Source organism: Streptomyces hirsutus, assembly GCF_001418415.1.
GTDB lineage: Bacteria > Actinomycetota > Actinomycetes > Streptomycetales > Streptomycetaceae > Streptomyces > Streptomyces hirsutus.
Genome location: NZ_LIQT01000189.1, coordinates 14,982 through 30,837, shown reverse-complemented (window position 1 = coordinate 30,837; position 15,856 = coordinate 14,982). Strand labels below are relative to the sequence as shown.

The 15,856-nt window shown below is 70.9% G+C and carries 10 protein-coding genes and 4 pseudogenes; 5 read left to right on the top strand and 9 right to left on the bottom strand.

Features of this window, described 5'->3' with window-relative positions; all coding sequences use genetic code 11:
• Window positions 1-419: 419 nt before the first annotated feature.
• The 4 genes and pseudogenes from AOK11_RS15080 to AOK11_RS44920 form a co-directional block, all read right to left on the bottom strand.
• A pseudogene (locus tag AOK11_RS15080) lies at window positions 420-914 on the bottom strand (BREX system ATP-binding domain-containing protein); the annotation flags it as partial.
• 58 nt (window positions 915-972) lie between these two features.
• Window positions 973-2,352, bottom strand: a complete 1,380-nt coding sequence (locus tag AOK11_RS15075) for a PASTA domain-containing protein (protein WP_055594225.1) — start codon at window positions 2,350-2,352, stop codon at window positions 973-975.
• Window positions 2,353-2,669: 317 nt separating this feature from the next.
• A pseudogene (pglZ, locus tag AOK11_RS15070) lies at window positions 2,670-3,385 on the bottom strand (BREX-2 system phosphatase PglZ); the annotation flags it as partial.
• Window positions 3,383-3,822: pseudogene (locus AOK11_RS44920) on the bottom strand (helix-turn-helix domain-containing protein); the annotation flags it as partial. The pseudogenes pglZ and AOK11_RS44920, both read right to left, overlap by 3 nt.
• 18 nt (window positions 3,823-3,840) lie before the next feature.
• Between AOK11_RS44920 and AOK11_RS44915 the strand changes: the two are divergent.
• Entirely contained in the window at window positions 3,841-4,230 is a 390-nt protein-coding gene (locus tag AOK11_RS44915) for an ATP-binding protein (protein WP_240497352.1), read from the top strand.
• On the top strand, window positions 4,200-4,880 hold the full coding sequence (locus AOK11_RS15060; RefSeq protein ID WP_055594222.1) for an AAA domain-containing protein: 681 nt from the start codon (window positions 4,200-4,202) through the stop codon (window positions 4,878-4,880). Before AOK11_RS44915 ends, AOK11_RS15060 begins: the two co-directional genes overlap by 31 nt.
• Window positions 4,881-4,925: 45 nt before the next feature.
• Here AOK11_RS15060 and AOK11_RS15055 read toward each other — a convergent pair whose 3' ends face one another.
• Window positions 4,926-7,046 (bottom strand): LamG domain-containing protein, encoded by a 2,121-nt coding sequence (locus tag AOK11_RS15055; RefSeq protein WP_055594221.1) that lies wholly within the window; start codon window positions 7,044-7,046, stop codon window positions 4,926-4,928.
• 236 nt (window positions 7,047-7,282) lie between these two features.
• Window positions 7,283-7,501, bottom strand: a pseudogene (locus tag AOK11_RS15050) (VOC family protein); the annotation flags it as partial.
• Window positions 7,502-7,604: 103 nt separating this feature from the next.
• Between AOK11_RS15050 and AOK11_RS15045 the strand changes: the two are divergent.
• Window positions 7,605-9,209 carry an acyl--CoA ligase family protein gene (locus tag AOK11_RS15045; protein WP_055594220.1) on the top strand — a complete coding sequence of 535 codons (1,605 nt, stop codon included), beginning with the start codon at window positions 7,605-7,607 and terminating at the stop codon, window positions 9,207-9,209.
• A 329-nt stretch (window positions 9,210-9,538) separates the two neighbouring features.
• Here the strand turns inward: AOK11_RS15045 and AOK11_RS15040 are convergent, their stop codons facing one another.
• From AOK11_RS15040 to AOK11_RS15030, 3 genes are all read right to left on the bottom strand, one after another.
• On the bottom strand, window positions 9,539-10,093 hold the full coding sequence (locus AOK11_RS15040; protein ID WP_079034850.1) for a YceI family protein: 555 nt from the start codon (window positions 10,091-10,093) through the stop codon (window positions 9,539-9,541).
• 750 nt (window positions 10,094-10,843) lie between these two features.
• Window positions 10,844-11,743 carry a ribokinase gene (gene rbsK / locus AOK11_RS15035; protein ID WP_055594218.1) on the bottom strand — a complete coding sequence of 300 codons (900 nt, stop codon included), beginning with the start codon at window positions 11,741-11,743 and terminating at the stop codon, window positions 10,844-10,846.
• Window positions 11,740-12,792 (bottom strand): LacI family DNA-binding transcriptional regulator, encoded by a 1,053-nt coding sequence (locus AOK11_RS15030; RefSeq protein WP_055594217.1) that lies wholly within the window; start codon window positions 12,790-12,792, stop codon window positions 11,740-11,742. The genes rbsK and AOK11_RS15030 overlap by 4 nt, the downstream gene beginning before the upstream one ends.
• Before the next feature lie 411 nt (window positions 12,793-13,203).
• Here AOK11_RS15030 and uriH point away from each other — a divergent pair, with 411 nt between their 5' ends.
• Entirely contained in the window at window positions 13,204-14,151 is a 948-nt protein-coding gene (gene uriH / locus AOK11_RS15025; protein ID WP_055594216.1) for a uridine-preferring nucleoside hydrolase UriH, read from the top strand.
• Window positions 14,148-15,590, top strand: a complete 1,443-nt coding sequence (uriT, locus tag AOK11_RS15020) for a uridine transporter UriT (protein ID WP_055594215.1) — start codon at window positions 14,148-14,150, stop codon at window positions 15,588-15,590. Before uriH ends, uriT begins: the two co-directional genes overlap by 4 nt.
• Window positions 15,591-15,856: the final 266 nt, after the last annotated feature.

Sequence of the window (15,856 nt, the reverse complement as noted above, 5' to 3'; positions counted from 1 at the left end):
CACCTGGACGACCGCCCCTTCGTGCTGGTGCCGCTGCGGCTCGCCGGGAAGGCCTGCGCACCGCCGGCTGCCCTCGCGGGCACCGATCCGGCCCATCCGGTGTTGTTGACGGTACGTCAGCCCAGCGACCGTGCTGAGCAATTCCGTTTGTCGAGCGTCTCGCCACACTGCTGCTGCCGTACCTGGAGCAGTGTCGTGCGACGGAGACGGAGATGTACACCGTGGGCCGCGGCGCGGACAAGGAGGAGCGTCAGCGCCCTCTGCGCGCGCCGCAACTCCTCGTGCCCAACGGCGACGGCATCGCGTGCATCCGGCTGCTCGGCCGGCTCACCCGGCTCCGTGCCCTCGAGGGCCCGTACGCCGTGGACCCGTCCGTGCCACTGCTCGGCAAGTGGCTGACCTGGTTCGCCGACCCGGCGGGCGAGCCGCGCGACGAGCAGCTTCTCGACCTCTTCCGGCAGCTCCTTTTCGGTCGCGCCGGTGGCGAGGGCGTCCTCTTCCAGGGCTTAGAACCAGGCGTCCACGACCGGCCGCAGTGCGCTGGGCGGGAAGCTGGACGTGGTGAGCCGCTCGGTCAGCCGCCGGTAGACGGTCTCCAGCTTGTGCAGCGGGGTCTCGTTCTCCGAGATCTGGATCTCGGCCACGGCGAAGTTGCGGCGCTTGGTCCGCTCCTCCAGCCAGCGGGTGAAGAAGGTCTTGCCGGACCCGTACTCGCCGCGCACGGCCTTGAACACGGACCCGCCGGAGGCGACGGCGTCCAGTTCCGCGTCGAGGGCCGCCACGAACCGGTCGAGTCCGGTGGCGAGCAGGTCGAGTCCGCTCTCGGGTACGGCGCCGCGGCGCAGCGCGTCGAGGACGGGACGGCGGCGGGCTGCGCTCACCTGGGCGGGCCGCTTGGATCCGGTGGTGCTCACGGGAGCATTTTCCCCTCCCGTGGAGTACGGCAGTACGGGGCCGGGAGTTGTTCCGCGGTCAGCCGGAGTTGTAGCCCCACCGTGCGTTGCCGTCCTTGCCCATGAAGCACTTCGCGGGCCGCCCGTCGGTGGTCGTCGTGACGGCACCGACGGGAGAACAGTACTGACCGAACTGGACGCCGGGCCGGCTCCCGGTGCCGCCGGTACTACCGCCCGAGTTACCGGAGGAACCACCGCTGGTGGAACCCCCGCCGGCGGAACTGCCGCCGGACGAGCCGCCGCTGTTGCTGCCGCCTGTGGTACCCCCTCCGGACGAGCCGCCATTGTCGCTGCTGCCTGTGGAACCGCCGCCCGAGCTGGTGCCGTACGAGGGCTGGGGTCGCGGCTTCGGCTCGGGCTTCGGCTCGGGCTTCGGCTTCGGCTTGGGTTTGGTGCAGGGGTCGCTGGGGCCGATCAGCCACAGGTCGATCTGCGTCCCGGTCGAGACCTCGGTGTCGGGTTCCGGCTGCTGCCGGCACACCTGCCAGTCGGCCAGGTCCTGCAGCCCGTCGTACAGACGCTTGCCGGTGTGGGCATGGAAGTAGATCACGTGCTCGAGGCCGAGGTCGCCGAGAACGCGGGAAGCATCGTCGGCCTGCTCGCCGACGAGGTCCGGCATGACGATCCGGCGGGGGCCGTGCAGCCGGGTCGGGCACTCCTCCTGCTTCGGAACCGCGTACAGGGTCAGCGTCCCGGCTGAGGGACGGACCGTCTCCTCATGGGACGGGCTCTGGAAGCAGACCTGCCAGCCGCTCGCAGTGGTCTTCACAGGCCGTTGGTCAGAGGAGGCGTCGGCTGCCGACACCGTCTGCCACGGATGCCGGCCGGCCGACACAGCCGCTATGGCGAGAGGGGTCCCCTTGAAGTCGGGAACGGCCAGAGCGGGTTCGGACTTCTGGGCCACGACCTCCTTCTCACTGGAGCCCTGGCCCAGGACGGCGAAGAGGACTCCGAACACGGCTGCGGCCATGAAAACAGGGTGTCGGCTCATCCAGGTGGAGAGCCGTATTCCGCGGCCGGGGCGCAAGGGGGAGCCGGGGGGCAGGATTTCGCCCATGGCCATGAGGAGCTCGCCCTTCGGGTCGAGTTTCGAGCCCCACAGCTTGTACGGATGCCCGAGGACGAGGACATCGACGGAGTCGGACATGCCGTAGGTGCGGCGGAGGATCCGCAGGGGCGCGGGGACGCGGATCGCTATGGGCTTCAGGAGGTTCCGCAGAAGGATGAGGCCGTCCCTCGCGAGCACGACACAGCCCCAGCCGTTGTGGTAGATGGCCAGGGCGTCTTCCTGGGGTCCCAGTTCTCCCAGCAGCACCTTCGCCTGTTCGTCGGACAGGGAGATGCTCTCACCCGCGGCGGCTCTGGCGGTGCGCCGGTCCATGGCCAGCAGATCGGACAACGGTTCTCCAGCCCTTTCGACGAGTTCTTCGGACGTGTCGAGCTGCGAGCCTCGGAGGCCGGTACGCCGCCCCTTCACAGAGACACGTCCCGCGCCGCCGGACGCCGTGCAGGAGGCACTGCGCGACAGTTACCGACATATGGAGATGTTAACGGCTGCCGATCCGGGCCCGGACACCAACAGGAGTCGTCGAAGGCACTCGTGGCCTGCACCGATTCCCCGGAGTCATCCTGCTCGTCGCCGGCACGCGGCTTCGGCCCGTACCGCCGGACGGATGCCCCGGCGCCCGCGTCGGCAAGGCGTCCGCCCGGCGGCGACTATCGCAGGTCGAACTGGTCGCGCAGCAGGGCTGTGTGGAGCCGTGGCGTGCGGCAGTCCGGGAGGGTTTCCAGGACCTGGACTCCGTCGTAGTTGAGGAGCTGTCGCAGGACCGCCGCGAAACCGTCGCCCCGCGTGGGCGGCAGCCCTACGCGCTGGGCGAGGGCGGTGACCGGGAGGGTGCCCGCGTCGACGAGTGTCGCGAGCGCCTTCCGGATCTGTTCCTGTGGCGGCTTGCGGGCCAGGAGCCCGAGCTGGGCCTGGTAGGCCTCCGAGGCGAGGAGCCCGTTGACGAGGGTCTCGTCCGGGGAAACCAGGGTCGGGGTGACGAGTGTGTCGTCGCCGCCCGCCGTGACGGTCACGTCGAAGAGTGCCTCGTGCGCCTTCGCGAGTTCGGCCTGTTCCTTCTTCGGTTTGACCGGCGCTCTCTTCGCCGGGACGGCGGCCGGAGACGCCGGACGGGGTGTGACGGGATCGCCGGTCCGCGCCCCGGAGGACCCCACTGCGGACGCTGGTCGCCCAGTTCCCGCCACCCCTTGGGCGGTTCCGCGCCGAACGGGAGGAACGCCAGCACCGGAATGGTGAACTCGGCGAGTGAGGCGCCGCCGTGGTAGCCGGCCTTGAGGGAGGTATGGCGGGAGTCGGCGTCCCACAGGGCGACGATGGTTGCGCCAGGCTCGGGCCAGACGACCCGGGAGCCGGACAGCATGATCTCCGGCAGGGGCGGGATCTCGTTCTCACAGAGGGCCCGCACGTACCCCTCCGACTGCAACAGTCCTGGAACCAGTCGGCATTCATACGTACAGAGACTCACCGCCGTACGCTCCAGCCTCGCCCACTGCCGGAGCCAAGCCGCCAGCCCCGCCTCCCCTCGCGTCAGGAACCGCGCCGAGTTCCGCAGCGCCCCCGTGTTGCCCAGCGCCTCCTCCGCGCGCTCCACGAACGACGGGTCCGGCATCCGCCGCCCCAACTCACCGACTCCGCCGTGTGCTTGGAGAACCGGACGATCTCCCCGAACTGCACCCGACTCAGCCCCGCATGCTCGCGCAGCGCCTGGACGACCGCCCCGAACGTCCGCAGACTGTCCGACGGGTCCGGTTCCCGCTCACACTCCCCGCCCGGTACCGCCGGTCCGGCGTGATCGGTCGTCATGAGGCCACCTCCAGATGCGTGCACACGCGCCAACTCCCCGCGATCAAGGGCATCCGGAGTGACCGGGCGGAACTCGCCAACAACTCGGTACTGCACGGCCGCGTCCAGGGACGGGACTTCCGTCTCGGCCTCACCCACGACCCGGACGCCGGTGTTCTCCGCATCGCGGTCACGGATGCGGGTGGGGAACGACTGCCCACCCCCGTGACGGACTTCGTCGCGCCCCTGCACAGCGAGTCGGGCCGCGGCCTGCTCATCGTCACCGCTCTCGCCGACCGGAAGCAGAAGCAACTGGACGACGCACGCGCCGTCGTCACCGGTGCCCGCACCCGGCTGGAGTCGATCACGTCGACCCTCGCCGCTGCCGAGCGTGCCCGGTGTTCAATCCGCTGGTCGACGCACCGGTGATCCTCATCGACACGTCGAAGCAGCGGATCGTCGGGCCTGACCACCTCACCGACACGGTGCACGAGGCGGCCGTCCACGAACTCGTCCGCGGCCTCCAGTACGAGGGTGTCCTGCCCGGCCGCAAGGCGGGGGACGTACCCGCCGGCGAGCAGGCCACGGACCGGCTGGCGGTGATCGCCCCGTACCGCGCGCAGGTGCAAGCCCTCAAGAGCAGTCTGGCGTACCGCTTCGGGAAGTCGTACGAGGGGCTCGTGGACACCGTCCGCCGGCTCCAGGGGAGCCAACGACCGATCGTCATCCTCGACACGACGGCCGGCTCGGGCAGGTCACCGGGGTACTTCTTCAACGGCAGCGGCCTGTCCGAAGCCCTGCGGCCACCAGCCCGCGCACTCGTCGCGCAGTTCCCGGTCGCTGAGCCTGGCCTCCAGGCCGTTGTCGCGGGCGTGGCGGCGCCGGTGGTGGCCCTTCCGCGTATGGGCGCCGAAGGACCGCCATGCTGCCGGCGGGCTCGGACCTCCGTGCCGGCCCCGGGACCGGCCTCCACTGCGACGTCTTCCGCCACCACGACCCGGAAACCGGACACCGCATGGCTCCCGGCCCACTGGGCATCCGGTCGAAATACCAAGTGGTCCGGGGCCTGGGGGACATAGGAGAGGAGCGGGGTCGGGAACAGGTGGAGGATGCTCCCGCGGACCTCAGTAGAGGTAGGCGAACGATTTCACCTGGGACGCGGTGAGGGCTCCGCTGAAGACGCGGACGGTGTCCGCCCCGCCGTGGAAGTACTCGCCCCAGCCGCCGTCGGCGGTGTGGCCGCGGCCGATCTGAAGCGGGCCGGGGGCGCTCCAGGAGGCGTTGAACTCCGTGGTGGCCACAACCTCGCCCCTGACGTACAAGGTGATGTGGCCCTCGGAGTCGTCGTACACGACGACCACTTCGTCGGTGTGGGACGTGGGAGCGCCGGGCCCGGCGACAACGGTCTCCGCGGCGCCCGGCTCGCTGCCTCGGGTGACGACCAGCTGCCACTCGGACGCGGCCGGGTCGTAGCGGACCTTGAAGGCGTCGCTGTCGGCGTCGCCCTGGGACAGGAGGGTCATCGGCCGGTCGGGGGTGGTGTCGGCGAAACGGACCCGCAGGCCGACGCTGAAGCTGTCGGCGGTGTCGACGACGGGGTCACCTGCGGCGGCGTAGTCGTCCGTGCCGTCCAGGGCCAGGTGGTCGTTGCCGTCGAGGGCGTCCGCCGGGAACTCGACGCACTCGGGGTCTTCGAAGCAGGCGTCGTAGTCGGGGGTGTAGAAGCCGGCGCCGCCGTGCAGGGTGAGCGGCTTGTCGCCGTCCCGGTCGGGGATCACACCGTCATCGGTGCGCTCGATGTCCCAGGCGGCGACCAGTTCGGCGGGGCGGGAACCCAGCCTCTCGATCTCCTTGCGGGGCACGACCCGGTCCCAGACCCGGACGTCGCCGATCTCGCCCTGCCAGCGCGCACCGGCGTCGCCGCGGGCGCGGCCGATCTGGAAGGCGCCGGGGGCGGCCACCGGGGCGACGCCGGTCTCGGAGGCGACCTCCTTGCCGTTGACGTAGAGGCGCAGGGTGTCGTCCTCGGTGTCGTACAGGCCGGTCAGGTGGGCCCAGCCGCCGGCGGAGGCGCTGCCGCCGGTGAGGGTGGTGGCGCCGTAGCGGAAGGCCCAGGTGGCCGGGGAGTCCGCGGTCGGGCGCAGGCCGAGGGTGAAGGCTGAAGTGCCGTCGGCGGCATCCTGGCTGGCCACCGTCATCGGGGAGTCGGTGGCGGCGGGGCGGACCCAGGCGGAGAGGGCGAAGGTCCTGGCGGTGTCCGTCGCGGGGGCGTCCGGGGTGAGGTAGCTGTTGCCCCGGCCGTCGAGGGTGACGGTGGAGGTGAGGTCGGTGCGGGAGGGTGCGGGGGCGCCGAAGACGACGCCGTCCTCGGCGCGGGCCACGGGGCCGGCCTCGGCGGCGGCGTCGTCGGCTCCGGCCGGATCGGCGAGCGTCCAGTGGGCGACGGGGGCGCGGCCGGCGGCGACGCGCATGTCGTGGGTCGTCTGGGAGCTGGACCGCCCGGCCCGGTCGACGGCGCGGACCTGCAGGTAGTAGGGCCCGCTGTCCTCCGGCATCCACCGGACGGTGACCGGTCCGCCCGGTTCCTCGGGCCGGACCCGCTTGGGGGCGGAGCCGAGGACGGAGTAGACGTACTCGACGACGTCCTCGGACGGGGAGTCGAACGTGAAGCTGCCGTAGACGCCGACGCCGTCGTGCCAGCCGTTGTCGTCGTCCGGGTACTGCTCCGAGACGATCGTCGCCGGCTCGGGGTTGACCGTGTCGATGACGAACCGGCAGGTGATGCCGGGGGCCTCGTCGCTCCAGGCGGAGGTCGCGCCCTCGCGGTCGACGGCCCGGACGTGCCAGGAGACGACGGTGTCGGCCGGCAGGTCGGAGGGGGTCCGCCACAACTGGGTGATCGGAGAGTGCACGATGCCGGAGGTGTGGCTGCGGCGCTGCTGCACTCCGTCGGCGTCGGTCCACCAGACCTCGAACTCGGCCCCGGCCCCGTTGGTCTCCCACTCCTGGTTGTCCTCCGTCGGGTCCTCGACGACGGCCCGGAGTTCGGGCGCGTCGGGGACGTGGACGGGTTCGGCGGAGCAGGCTTTGCTCCAGTTGGCGGTGAGGGTGTCGATGCTCGGCTGAAGCGGCGGAAGGTTCTCCCCGGCCGCCGTGGCGATGCCCGGGGTGGCGGCGAGCAGCACGGCTGCCAGTCCCGTGGCCGCGGCGGCGGTTCTGGCGCGCCGGCCGGAATGCGTGTTCATGCGGTGGGGTCCCCCTGTTTCGGTTGTCCGGTCTCGCGCGGGGGCGGTTCGCCGCCCTTCGACTCGTGCAGGGGCCACGCGGAAACCAACAGCTGTCATGCTCACCATCAGTCGCGGGCTGCACGACTATAGAGCGCTCTCCGAACGCGTTCAAAACGATTTCCGGGCCGGCGCGCACAGCCCGTCACCGCAACCCGCTGCGCGCGGCGGGGCATGCACGCGGAGCGCCGCCACTCGCTGTGCGCGATCTGGATCAGGTTGCCGCAGCCGTCGTCCAGGACCGCGGTGGCAACCGGGCCCGTTTCCAGCGGCTCCTCGGTGAAGTGCGCCCCGAGCCTGCGCAGCCGGCCGAACTCCGCGTGTACGTCGTCCGCGGCGAAGGAGGTGGCCGGGGCGCCGTCCTTGACCAGGGCCGTCTTGTACTGCTTCACCACGGGGTGACCGGAGGGCTCCAGTCGGATCAGGTCCGTTGCTTGTTCTTGACCACGATCGGATCCCTGACATTGGATGACCGTCTCAAGTCAATTGCCCCAAAGAGTCTTCGGAGAGTGGACCGCCATGCCCGAGACGTTCGTGACGCCGCTCACTCCTCTGTCGTTCCTGGAGAGATCGTCCGAGGTGTGGGCGAACAAGGTCGCGGTCCTGGATGACGACCGCAGTCTCACCTATGCAGAGCTCGGTGAGGAGGCCATGGGCGTGGCCCTCGGCCTGCGATCCCTGGGGCCGGAACCCGGTGACCGGGTCGCCTGCCTGCTCCCGAACAACTCGCCCATGCTGGTCGCCCACTTCGCGGTTCCCCTCGCGCGATGCGTGCTCGTGGCCGTGAACACCCGCCTGTCCGCGGAGGAGATCCGGTACATCCTGGAGCACTCGGGCTCCAGGATCCTCATCGCCGACCGAGGGTTCGAGGACCTCGTCCTCGGGGCCCTCGCCGGTGACACGGACGTAGAGCATGTGGTGTGGGTCGGCGACGGGAGCACACCGCAGGACCGGCGGTCGATGTCCTACGAGGACCTGCGCGCGCGAGCCGCGGGCGGTGATCCTCTGACGTGGACGGTGGAGGACGAGGACTCCGTCATCTCGATCAACTACACATCCGGCACCACCGGTCGCCCGAAGGGCGTCATGTACACGCACCGTGGGGCGTACCTCAACGCACTGGGCGAAGCACTCCACTCCGGGTTCACGAAGGACTCCGTCTACCTGTGGACCCTGCCGATGTTCCACTGCAACGGGTGGTGCACTCCCTGGGCGATCACGGCCCTCGGCGCTCGTCACGTGTGCCTGCGTGAAGTCCGGCCGGAGGTGATCTGGGACCGCATCCGAAATGCCGGGGTGACCCATCTCAACGCCGCTCCGACCGTGATCACCTCGATGCTCAACGCGACGACGGCCGGTCGCCTCGAGTCGCCGGTCCAGGTGACGACGGCCGGCGCGCCGCCGAGCCCGACCACGATCGGCCAGATGGAGGAGAAGGGCTTCGCTGTCACCCACGTCTACGGCCTGACCGAGGTCTACGGCCCCTACGCGGTCTGCGAGGAGCAGGCCGAGTGGGCGGACCTCGAGCCGTCGGAGAGGGCGCGCCTCATCGCCCGTCAGGGCGTCGGCATGATCCAGGCCGAGCGGGTCCGGGTGGTCGACTCCGAGATGAAGGACGTTCCCGCCGACGGCGTCACCATGGGAGAGATCGTCATGCGCGGGAACAACGTGATGAAGGGCTATTTCAAGGACGCGGAAGGCACGGCGAAGGCCTTCGCGGGTGGCTGGTTCCACTCCGGTGACCTCGGTGTGATGCACCCCGACGGGTACGTCGAACTGCGGGACCGCAAGAAGGACATCGTGATCTCGGGCGGGGAGAACATCTCGACGGTCGAGGTCGAGCAGGCGCTGATGAGCCATCCCGCCGTTCTCGAGGTGGCCGTGGTCGGCGTTCCCGACGAGAAGTGGGGCGAGCGCCCGAAGGCCTTCGTCATCCCCAAGGCGGGCCGGGCACCGAGTCCGGAGGAACTCATCACGCACGTGCGGAGCAAGATCGCGCACTACAAGGCACCACGAGAGGTCGTCATCGTGCCGGAGCTGCCGAAGACGTCGACCGGCAAGATCCAGAAATTCGTCCTCCGTGACGGAGAGTGGGCGGGACACGACAAGCGGATCCAGGGCTGAAACGGCCGTCGGCCCGCAGTTCGCACTGCGGGCCGGGCAACGGCGCTCCGGTCCGGGAGAGGGATCCGGGAGACGGATCGGATCCGGCGGGCTTCTTGCTGGTCGCAAGGGGAGCGAGCGTCTCACGCGAGGCTGGCGGAGACGAGAAGGGGGGAGCCACGATCCAGCTGTAGGGATTGTCGCTGCTCGCCTCTGGCCGGGAGCGGCTCCTGGTCCACCCCGAGGTCCGTCCTCCGCAGTGGCGGCCTCGCGACTCGCCTCGGTGATCGATTCCAAGAGGTCGGTGGTCGATCACCTCCTGACCTCAACCATGCTTGAGCCAGGCGCGGTCAGGGCACGCGGATCGCCGAGATGTCGAACTCGAGCTCGATCTTCTCGCTGACCATCAGGCCACCGGTCTCCAGCTTCGCGTTCCAGGTGAGGTCCCACTGGCTGCGGTTGACGACGGCTGTGCCGTCGAAGCCGATCCGCTCGACGCCGAAGGCGTCGACCACCAAGCCCGTGTAGAGGAGGTCAATGGTGATCGGATGCGTGCGGCCCTTGACGGTGAGGGCGCCCGTCATCCGGAAGCGGTCCTCACCGGCCTGCTCGATGTAGGTGCTGCGGAAGTCGATGGTCGGGTAGCGCTCGACGTCGAGGAAGTCGGCGCTGCAGAGGTGACGGTCGCGCTGCGCGACGCGGGTGTCGACGGTGGCCGCCCGAACGACCACCCCGGCTCCGGAGCGTTCTGGTCGCTCACCGTCCAGGAGAAGCCAGCCGTCGAAGTCGGTGAAGCTCCCCCGGACCCGGGTGACCATGGCGTGCCGGGCGGCGAACCCGATGGTGCTGTGCGCCTGGTCGAACAGCCATTCCCCGGAGATCGTGGCCAGGGAGGGGTCGGCCATGAACGTCCGGGCGCCTGCGCCCGTCGGTGGGGCCGGTGACGATGCCGGCTTGGCGTCGTCGGCAGAGCGTGCGTTGCGGAAGAGGGAGCGGAGGACCATCAGATCTCCCGGTGAGGGGGGCATGACTGCCGCATATACGGCTTCAGGAGACCGCTATTCAACAGGTGTAGGGCACATCAAGACGATCTTGTCCGGATTCTTTCTCAAGTTGAGATCTTCGGCGTGGGCCGGGACCGGCGGCGCGGCTGGGGGCCGCGACTTCGGCGGTCCGCTGTGAGCCGCGCCGAGGCCCCGGGCGCGGGCCCGGTGAATCCCGCGCGGGCGGACCTCCGCCCGCGTCACGGCGGCGATCTCCCCGGCGACGGCCCGGTCCGGATGGGCGTCCCGGTCGGCCCGGACCCGCGCGATCCGCACGATCCGCCGCTGAGAACGTGTGGAGAACGTTCCACCTCGTCGGCGAACAGCATGGCCGGGACATGTCGCGGAGGTTGACGCGGTCACCGTTCCGGGCACAGCTGACGGCGGCGGCGATGATCGTGGGGCACCGTGGCGTAAAGCATCCGCTCGGTGACCGTGATCCTGCCGACGTCGACGTGGGCATCGGCCGCCCCGTCGCAGAGCACCGAAAGGCACGCCGACGGGGTGCCGGGCGAGGCGCCGGAGGCTCGGGCGCCGGCTCGCCGACTCACCGCCACGCGCCCCGTCCCCTCAGACACGGCAGGACCCGGCGCCTCCCGCCGGAACGGCGCTTCAGCCGTTCCCGGCGAGGAAGGCCTCCACCTCGTCGCGACGGGCGAGCGAGGGCTGGGCGCCCGCTCGTGTGGTGCTGATCGCGGCGGCGGCGCAGGCCCAGCGGGCCGCCTGTTCGAGGGTGCGGCCCTCGGCGAGGGCGACGGCGAGCGCGCCGCAGAAGGAGTCGCCGGCGGCGGTGGTGTCCACGGGCCGGACACGGAACGCCGGGATGTGCAGGTGCGCGGTGCCTTCGAGGAGGAGTACCCCGTCGCCGCCGAGCGTGACGATCACCGCGCCGGCCCCGGTCAGCTTGCGTGCCGACGCGACGACGTCGTCGATCGTCTCCGGCACGGGCGTGCCGGTGAGGGCCGCCAGTTCCGTGCGGTTGGGGACCAGCACGTCGACGTGGGACGGAGGGACGGCGCCGGCGACGGCGGGGGCCGGGTTGTGGAGCACGATGCCCCCGGCCAGCCGCGCGGCGGCGTGGTTGGCCTCGTCCGGCACCTCCTGCTGGAGGACGGTCACGGCCGCCTTCCGCAGCAGGTCCGCCGCTGCCTCGCAGTCGGCGGCGCCCAGGCGGGCGTTGGCACCGGGGCTGACGATGATGGAGTTCTCGCCCGCCGGGTCGACGGCGATCAGGGCCCGGCCGGTCGGCACTCCGGAGGTGCGGGTGATGTGCGTGACGTCCACGCCCTCCGCCCGGACGGCGTCGAGCATCACGTCGGCCGCGTCGTCCTCGCCGACCCGGCCGACGAAGGCGACGTCTCCGCCGAGCCGGGCGGCGGCGACGGCCTGGTTGGCGCCCTTGCCACCGGGGTGCTGGGCGATGTCGCCACCGAGGACGGTCTCACCGGGGACCGGATGCCGGGGAACCGGTGTGACGAGATCCAGGTTCAGGCTTCCGACGACTGCGATCACTGTTCTACCTCTGGGGTGCGGGTACTGCGGGTGTCCTCGGCCGAGGACGCGCGGGGTGCGCTGGAGGCGCGTACGACGAGTTCGGGGGCGAGACGGACCAGCCGGCGCGGCCCGTCGTTCTGTCCGGCCAGCCGATGGCCGAGCAGGTGCACGGCTTCGGCGGCCAGTGCGCGCACGGGTTGGCGGACGGTGGTCAGGGCCGGGTCGGCGAGGTCCGCCATGGGGATGTCGTCGAAGCCGGTGACGGCGATGTCGCCCGGGACGTCCACGCCGAGTTGTCGCAGCCGTTGCAGCGCGCCGATCGCGATGAGGTCGTTGGCGCAGACGACGGCGTCCGGCCGGGACGGCAGGATCCGGTCCACCGCGGCCCGCCCCCACTCCAGCGAGAAGTCGCCGAGTTCGACCGGTCCGAAGCCGTGCAGGCCCAGGGCCTTGGTCTCGGCCTCGTATGCCGCGAGCCGCTCGACCGCCGCCGAGCCGGTTCCGGCGGCCCCCACGAAGCAGATGCGGCGGCGGCCGGTGGAGACCAGATGGTCGAGGACGAGCGCCATGCCGGTGGCGTTGTCGGTCGTGACCAGGTCGGCGATGCCGGGGCCGCAGCCGCGGTCCAGCAGCACCAGCGGCACGTGGGCCGCGGCCTTCGCCACCGCGTCCCGGCTCTGCCTCTCGTCGACGGCGATGATCAGCAGGGCGTCGACCTGCCGGTCCAGGAGGTCGGCGATCCGGGCGGCCTCGACCTCCGGGTCGTCGTCGCAGTCGGCGAGCAGCACGGCACGCCCCTCGGCGTGCAGGGCGTGCTCCACCTCCCGTACGAGGGAGGGGAAGAAGGGGTTGGTGATCTGCGGCAGGACGAGGCCGACGGTGCCGGTGGAGCGGCTGCGCAGGGCGCGGGCGACCTGGTTGGGCCGATAGCCGAGCTTCTCGGCCGCCTCCCGTACCTTGCGGGCCGTCTCGGCCCCGACCGGACGGGTTCCGGCCAGGACCCGGGACACCGTGGCGACGGAGCAGCCCGACGCGCGGGCCACCTCTCTCAAGGTGACGTCGGTCACCGTACGGCCCCCTTCGTTCGGTTCGGCTGCGCTGGGCCCGGTGGGGCCCCACCGGGCCGGAAACAGCCTCCCGGAAACAATTTCGGCAAACGTTACCACCACGCAACCGCCGAGTCCCTGCCTATCCACATCGAAGTATGAGATGTCCGACATTGACAACAGTGGAGGCCTGAGTGAGATTCTCGGAGAACGTTTTCCCACTCTATGGCCAAGAGGTGGGCAGCAATGCCCACGCCTTCGGCCGGCGACGGCGATTCCGTGCGTGTCGATGCCCCGACAACGCGGCGGAGACCGCTGCCGCCTTCGGCGCCGGACACGTGAGCCGACGCACCCTCCGTAGTGGCCCGTCCGCGGCCGCCCCTGGGGAGATCCACCTCCTCACAGACCCGCTAGAGCAAAGGGGCTCTTCCGATGACCAGGAAAATCATCCTCGACTGCGACCCCGGGCACGACGACGCCATCGCAATGCTGCTGGCGCACGGCAACCCCGACATCGACCTGGTCGCCGTCACGACCGTGGTCGGCAACCAGACGCTGGAGAAGGTCACCCGCAACGCCCTGTCCGTGGCGCGCATCGCCGGGATCACCGGTGTGCCCTTCGCCGCCGGCTGCCCGCGGCCGCTGGTACGGGCCATCGAAACGGCGCCGGACATCCACGGCGAGACCGGTCTGGACGGCCCCGTGCTGCCCGAGCCGACCCTCGAGCTGGACCGCCGGCACGCCGTCGACCTCATCATCGACACGGTGATGTCGCACGAGCCCGGCGAGATCACCATCGTCCCGACGGCGGGCCTGACGAACATCGCCCTCGCCGCGCGCAAGGAGCCCCGCATCGTCGAGCGGGTCCGCGAGGTCGTCCTGATGGGCGGCGGCTACCACGAGGGCAACTGGAGCGCGGTCGCCGAGTTCAACATCATCATCGACCCCGAGGCCGCCCACATCGTCTTCAACGAGAGCTGGCCGGTCACGATGGTCGGTCTCGACCTGACGCACCAGGCCCTGGCGACGCCCGAGGTCGCCGAGAAGATCGCCGCGGTCGGCACCAAGCCCGCCAAGTTCGTCGGCGAGCTGCTGGACTTCTTCGGCGCCACCTACAAGGAGGCGCAGGGCTTCGAGCACCCGCCCGTGCACGACCCGTGCGCGGTCGCGTACGTGATCGACCCCTCCGTCATGACGGTGCGCAAGGCTCCCGTGGACGTCGAGCTCAGCGGCGGCCTGACCCTGGGCATGACCGTGACGGACTTCCGCGCCCCGGCGCCTGCCGACTGCAACACCCAGGTCGCGGTCGAGCTCGACCGCGAGCGCTTCTGGGACCTCGTGGTGGACGCCCTCGAGCGGATCGGCGACGTCGAGGCATGAGCGCACCCACCACCACGAGCCGGCCCGACGAGGCATCGGGCCGGCGCACGACCCGGGTGGGCGTGCTGATGGCCGCGCTCCTCGCCGCCTGTTTCGCCTTCCAGCTCAACGCGAGCATGCTCAGCCCCGCGCTGAAGAACATCGAGGAGAGCTTCGGCGCCAGCTCGGCCGAGATCGGCCTCACCCAGACCGCGTTCTTCACCTCGGCGGCCCTGTTCTCGCTCTTCCTGCCGAGGCTGGGCGACGTCATCGGCCGACGCAAGGTCCTGGCCGGCATGCTGGCCCTCATGGCCGTCGGCTGCGTCGTCGCCGCCCTGGCGCCGAGCGTGCCCGTGCTGTTCGTCGGCCGCATCATCCAGGGTGTGTCCGGCCCGGTCGTCCCCCTCTGCCTGATCATGCTGCGGCAGGAGGTGACCGAGCCGAAGAGGTACGGCACCCTGCTGGGAGTGATCACCGCCGTGAACGGCGGCATCGCCGGTGTCGACGCCCTCGCCGGGGGCTACCTCGCCGACAACTACGGCTTCCGCTCGGTCTTCTGGACCATGGGCGTCGTAGCGGTCCTCGCCGCCGTTCTGGTCGCCACCCTGACCCCCGAGACCAAGGCGCCCGCCGCGGACCGGATGGACTGGCCGGGTGTCGCGCTCCTCGTCGTATCCGTCGGCGCACTGCTCACCGCGCTGAACGAGGCCGGCAAGCTCGCCGACGCCAACTGGCTCCTCGTCGCCGTCCTCATCGTCGTCGGCGCGGTCGCCTTCGCCCTGTTCTGGCGGACCGAGGACCGCAGTACGCACCCGCTGGTCGCCACCCGGCACCTGAAGCAGCGCTCGACCTGGGCGACCCTGCTGACCACCCTGCTGACCATGACGGGCGTGTTCGCCGTCATGAACGGGCTGATCCCGGCACTCGCCCAGGACGGGAACGCCGGACTCGGCATGAGCGCCGAACAGTCCGCGTGGTGGACCCTCACGCCGTACGCCCTGGCGGGCCTGGCCATGGGGCCCCTCGCCGGCCGGCTCGCCGCCACACACGGGTACGGCCGCATCCTGCGGCTGGGGCTGATCGGGGCCGTGGCGGGCGTGGTCCTGATGATCCTCACGCTCGACTCCCAGTCCCGCACCATGCTGCTGCTGACCTCGATCCTGGTCGGCGTCGCCTACGCGGGCGTGGCGAACATCGTGCTCAACGGGCTCGGCATCGTCCTGTCCCCCAAGGAGAACCCGGGATTCCTGCCCGGTCTGAACGCGGGGGCGTTCAACCTCGGCGCCGGTCTCAGCTTCGCGCTGCTGTACGCGGTCAAGACGGCGGCCCTGCCCGACGACCCCACGTCGCCCGCCGACTACACCGCCGGCATGATCGCCGGAGTGGTCATCCTGGCCGCCGCCTTCGCGACGTCCTTCATGATCCCGAAGCCGGTGGAGGCCGAAGCGCGCGACGACTGAGTCAGCCCCTCCGGTACCGCCGCGACCCGGCGGCGGTCCGGTCCGGCGACCTGACGACGGCCTGCGGCACGGGCCGGGGTTTTCCCCGGATCCCGTGCCGCAGGCCGTTCGCCGTTCGTCCGCCGGCTGCTCCGGGTCCGCCCCGGGCCGCTTCCGTCCGCCCCGGCTCGCTCGCTCGGGCCCGGAAGCACCTACGGGGCCGGCCGCAATCGCCCGCGCGGAGCCGCTCTCGACCACCGTCCAGGCCCTTGACATGGGGAAAGGGG

Bases quoted from the DNA above. Each gene is read 5' to 3' on its own strand.
- uriH (WP_055594216.1), top strand. From the start codon at position 13,204: ATGACCAGGAAAATCATCCTCGACTGCGACCCCGGGCACGACGACGCC.
- uriT (WP_055594215.1), top strand. From the start codon at position 14,148: ATGAGCGCACCCACCACCACGAGCCGGCCCGACGAGGCATCGGGCCGG.
- AOK11_RS15040 (WP_079034850.1), bottom strand. From the start codon at position 10,093: ATGGCCGACCCCTCCCTGGCCACGATCTCCGGGGAATGGCTGTTCGAC.
- AOK11_RS15055 (WP_055594221.1), bottom strand. From the start codon at position 7,046: ATGAACACGCATTCCGGCCGGCGCGCCAGAACCGCCGCCGCGGCCACG.
- AOK11_RS15045 (WP_055594220.1), top strand. From the start codon at position 7,605: ATGCCCGAGACGTTCGTGACGCCGCTCACTCCTCTGTCGTTCCTGGAG.